The sequence below is a fragment of the Ruegeria sp. BC1 genome (genome assembly GCF_056539305.1).
On record NZ_JBQFUT010000022.1, the window covers coordinates 1 to 4460 of the forward strand.

3 protein-coding genes are annotated in these 4460 nt (G+C 63.7%); all 3 read right to left on the reverse strand.

Annotated features, from left to right (window positions below; translation table 11 throughout):
• Window positions 1-2852 (reverse strand): aminomethyl-transferring glycine dehydrogenase (gene gcvP, locus ACR0IY_RS21890; RefSeq protein WP_480677138.1); only part of this gene is annotated, 2852 nt, incomplete at its 3' end.
• Window positions 2853-2995: 143 nt separating this feature from the next.
• The gene (gene gcvH / locus ACR0IY_RS21895; protein ID WP_480677140.1) at window positions 2996-3361 is read right to left on the reverse strand and encodes a glycine cleavage system protein GcvH; all 366 of its coding nucleotides are present in this window, start codon (window positions 3359-3361) and stop codon (window positions 2996-2998) included.
• 18 nt (window positions 3362-3379) lie between these two features.
• Window positions 3380-4460: glycine cleavage system aminomethyltransferase GcvT (gene gcvT, locus ACR0IY_RS21900; protein WP_480677142.1), on the reverse strand; the 1081-nt coding region annotated here is incomplete at its 5' end.

The following is a 4460-nucleotide window of genomic DNA, read 5'->3' on the forward strand; positions in this document are numbered from 1 at the left end:
TCAGCGGCGTCTTGGTATGCGTCCATTGGTGGGCATGTGCAGATGAGGTTTCTGTCGCCGTATGCGTTGTCGACGCGGTTGACTGGGGACCAGTATTTGTCGACGCCCATGGAGCCTGGCGGGAAGCAGGCCTGTTCGCGGGTGTAGGGGCGGTCCCAGTCGCCGACCAGATCGCGCACCGTGTGGGGGGCGTTTTTCAGCGGGTTGTTTTCCGCGTCGATCTTGCCGTCGATGACCTCCTGCGCCTCGGCCCGGATCGACAGCATGGCGTCGCAGAAGCGATCCAACTCGGCCATCGGTTCCGATTCCGTCGGTTCCACCATCAGGGTGCCCGCCACCGGCCAGGACATGGTCGGCGCGTGGAAGCCGCTATCGACCAGACGCTTGGCCACATCATCGACCGAGATGTTGCCCTCGGTGTCCAGCGGGCGGGTGTCGAGGATGCATTCATGCGCCACCCGGCCGGTCTCGGACGTATAGAGGATCGGGTAGGCATCCTTGAGGCGTGCCGCGATGTAGTTGGCGTTCAGGATCGCCACCTTGGTCGCCTGGGTCAGACCGGCGCCGCCCATCAGCAGCACATAGGCCCATGAGACGGGCAGGATCGAGGGCGACCCGAAGGGCGCGGCCGAGACCGGACCCACGGCAGAGCCATATTCCGGGTGGCCGGGCAGGTAGGGCTCCAGATGCGCCTTGACGCCGATCGGGCCCATGCCGGGGCCGCCGCCGCCATGCGGGATGCAGAAGGTCTTGTGCAGGTTCAGGTGGCTGACATCGCCGCCGATCTTGCCCGGCTGCGCCAGACCCACCATGGCGTTCATGTTGGCGCCGTCGATATAGACCTGACCGCCGTGATCATGGGTGATCTGGCAGACCTCCTGCACGGTTTCCTCGAACACGCCATGGGTCGAGGGGTAGGTGATCATGCAGGCGGCCAGATGGTCAGAGTGCTTTTCCGCCTTTTCGCGGAAATCGGTGACATCGATGTTGCCGTTCTCATCCGCTTTCACCGGCACGACCTGATAGCCCACCATCTGCGCCGAGGCCGGGTTGGTGCCATGGGCCGAGGTCGGGATCAGGCAGACATTACGGTGCGCCTCGCCGCGCGCGGCGTGATAGTTGCGGATGGTCAGCAGGCCCGCATATTCCCCCTGCGCGCCCGAGTTGGGCTGCTGGGAGATCGCGTCATAGCCGGTGATCTGGCACAGCTTGTCGTTCAGATCGGCAATCATCTCGTGATAGCCCTGCGCCTGATCTTCCGGCACGAAGGGGTGCAGATTGCCGAACTCGGGCCAGGTGACCGGGATCATCTCGATCGTGGCGTTCAGCTTCATGGTGCAGGACCCCAGCGGGATCATCGCCCGGTCCAGCGCCAGATCGCGGTCAGCCAGACGGCGCATGTAGCGCGTGATCTCGGCCTCGGCCCGGTTCTGATGGAAGATCGGGTGGGTCAGGTATTCGCTTTCGCGCAGCGCGTAATCGGGCAGGCGATACTGCTTGTTCGAACTGTCATCCTTGCGGTCGATGCCGAAGGCGCCCCAGACGGCCTCGATGGTCTCGGGCCGGGTCTGTTCATCCAGGCTGATGCCGACCTTGGTGTCGCCCACCTTGCGCAGGTTGACGCCACGGGCCACGGCGGCCTCCATCACGACGTTCTGCAGATGGCCGACCTCGACCGTGATGGTGTCGAAGAACACCTCGGGTTCCACGGCAAAGCCCGCCTCTTCCAGACCAGCCGCCATGCGCGAGGTCTTGCGGTGCACCGATTGCGCGATGGCCTTGATGCCGTCGGGGCCGTGATAGACCGCATACATCGAGGCAATCACCGCCAGCAGCGCCTGCGCGGTGCAGACGTTCGAGTTCGCCTTCTCGCGGCGAATGTGTTGCTCGCGGGTCTGCAGCGACAGGCGGTAGGCCTTGTTGCCACGGCTGTCGATCGACACGCCGATGATCCGGCCCGGCATCGACCGCTTCAGCTTGTCGGTGGTGGCCATGTAAGCGGCATGCGGGCCGCCATAGCCCATCGGAACGCCAAAACGCTGGGTCGAACCAATGGCGATATCCGCGCCCATCTCGCCGGGTGACTTCAGCAGCGCCAGCGACAGGATGTCGGCGGCCACAATGGCGATGGCTTTATGTTCGTGCAGCGCCGCGATCTCGGCGGTGTAGTCGCGCACATGGCCATGCGTGCCCGGGTATTGGAAGATCGCACCAAACACCGCGCCCGCGTCCAGGCTGTCGGGGTCGCCCACCTGCACGTCGATGCCCAGAGGCTCGGCGCGGGTCTTGATCACCGCGATGGTCTGCGGGTGGCAGTTGCGGTCGATAAAGAAGGCTGCGTTGTTGGCCTTGGAGCGACCGCCGCGCTTGGCCATCGCCATCGCCTCGGCCGCGGCCGTGGCTTCGTCCAGCAGCGACGCGTTGGCCACGTCCAGCCCGGTCAGGTCGCTGACCATGGTCTGGAAGTTCAACAGCGCCTCAAGACGACCCTGGCTGATCTCGGGCTGATAGGGCGTATAAGCCGTGTACCAGGCCGGGTTTTCCAGGATGTTGCGCAGGATCGGTGCCGGCGTGGTGGTGCCATAATACCCCTGACCGATCAGCGAGGTCAGAACCTTGTTCTTGCTGGCCACCTGCTTCATGTGAAAGAGCGCATCACGCTCGGTCATCGCCGGACCCCAGTCCAGCGGTTCTTTCTGCCGGATCGCAGGCGGGACGGTGGCGTCGATCAGCTGGTCCAGCGTCTTGAAGCCGATCACCTTGAGCATATCGCGCATCTCGGTGGGCGACGGGCCGATGTGGCGGCGATTGGCGAAGTCATAGGCTTCGTAGTCGGTCAGTTTGAAGGCCATTGTTGCGCTCCTGTCGAATAGGTCAGGTCCGGCCGGGCAGGCAGGAGCCTCCGGCGGGGAGTGAGGGCCGTCCCGGAACCTGTCCGGTGAACAGGTTCAGGCCCGAACGGGCGGAGCCCCGCAAACAGGGCTCCGAAGTGGATTTAGCCGATCAGGGCCTTGTAGCCGTCCAGATCCATCAGATCGTCCAGCTGCGCGGCGTCCGCAATCTTGATCTTGTAGATCCAGGCTTCGCCCTCGGGGTCGTCGTTCAGCGATCCGGGGTTGTCGGCCAGCGCTTCGTTCACCTCGGTGATCTCGCCATCAACCGGCGCGTACAGCTCGGACGCGGCCTTGACGGATTCGATCACGCCGATCTCGCCGCCCTTTTCGAACTCGTCGCCCGCTTCCTGCTGCTCGACGAACACCACTTCACCCAGCTGCTCGGCGGCATGTTTGGTGATACCCAGAGTGGCCGTGTCGCCCTCGACGGTCAGCCATTCATGCTCTTCGGAATAATAGGTTGCCATGTCTTCTCTCTCCTGACTTCAACGCTTGTAATTCTGTTTGACGAAGGGCAACGCCACGATCTCGGCCGGTTGCGCCTTGCCCCGGATGATCAGGTTCACCTTCTCGCCCGGCTCACCATGACCCTTGCTCACATAGCCCATCGCCACCGGGCCGCCGACCGTGGGACCAAAGCTGCCCGAGGTGATCTGACCGATGGTGTTGCCCTCAAGGCATTGCACCTCGACCCCCTGACGGGCCGGGGCGCGGCCTTCGGGCTTGATGCCCACCAGCTTGCGCGCGGGGCCCTCGGCCAGTTCGCGCTGCACGCGGTCAGCCCCCGGAAAGCCGCCCTCTTCCTTGCGGCGCTTCTGGATCGCCCAGCCCAGGGACGCCTCAATCGGTGAGGTGCTCTGGTCGATGTCATTGCCATAAAGGCACAGCCCCGCCTCCAGCCGCAGGCTGTCGCGTGCGCCCAGACCCGCCGGTTCGCAATCCTCATGCGCCAGAAACGCGCGGGTGATCTCGATCGCCTTGTCCTCGGGGATCGAGATCTCGTACCCGTCCTCGCCGGTATAACCCAGCCGCGAGATGCGGCATTCGACACCGTTGATGTCTGCAATTGTGGTTTCCATGAACTTCAGATCGCGCGCGGCAGGGCACAACGCGCCCACCACGTTTTCCGCCGCAGGACCCTGAACCGCAACCAGAGCGCGGTCGAAGATCTCGGTCACCTCAACGCCCTCGAGGTTCGCTTGCATATGCGGAATGTCCTGATGCCGCAGCGCCGCGTTCACCACCACAAAGAAATGATCGCCCGCATTCGACACGATCAAATCATCCATGATCCCGCCGTCCGCGTTGGTGAAAAACCCGTACCGCGCCTTGCCTTCCTTCAGCGTCGCATAGGCCTGCGGGCAGATCGCCTCGAGCTTCTCGCCCACATTCTCACCGCGCAGGATCACCTGCCCCATATGAGACACATCAAACACCGCCGCCTTCTCCCGGCACTGCTTATGCTCGCCCATGATCCCCAGCGGATACTGAACAGGCATCTCCCACCCAGCAAAATCAACCATCTTGCCACCCAACTCAACGTGCAAGTCATACAACGGAGTGCGT

What these genes read in the sequence shown, in the direction of transcription:
- gcvH (WP_480677140.1), bottom strand. Translation starts at nt 3,361, where the DNA reads ATGGCAACCTATTATTCCGAAGAGCATGAATGGCTGACCGTCGAGGGC.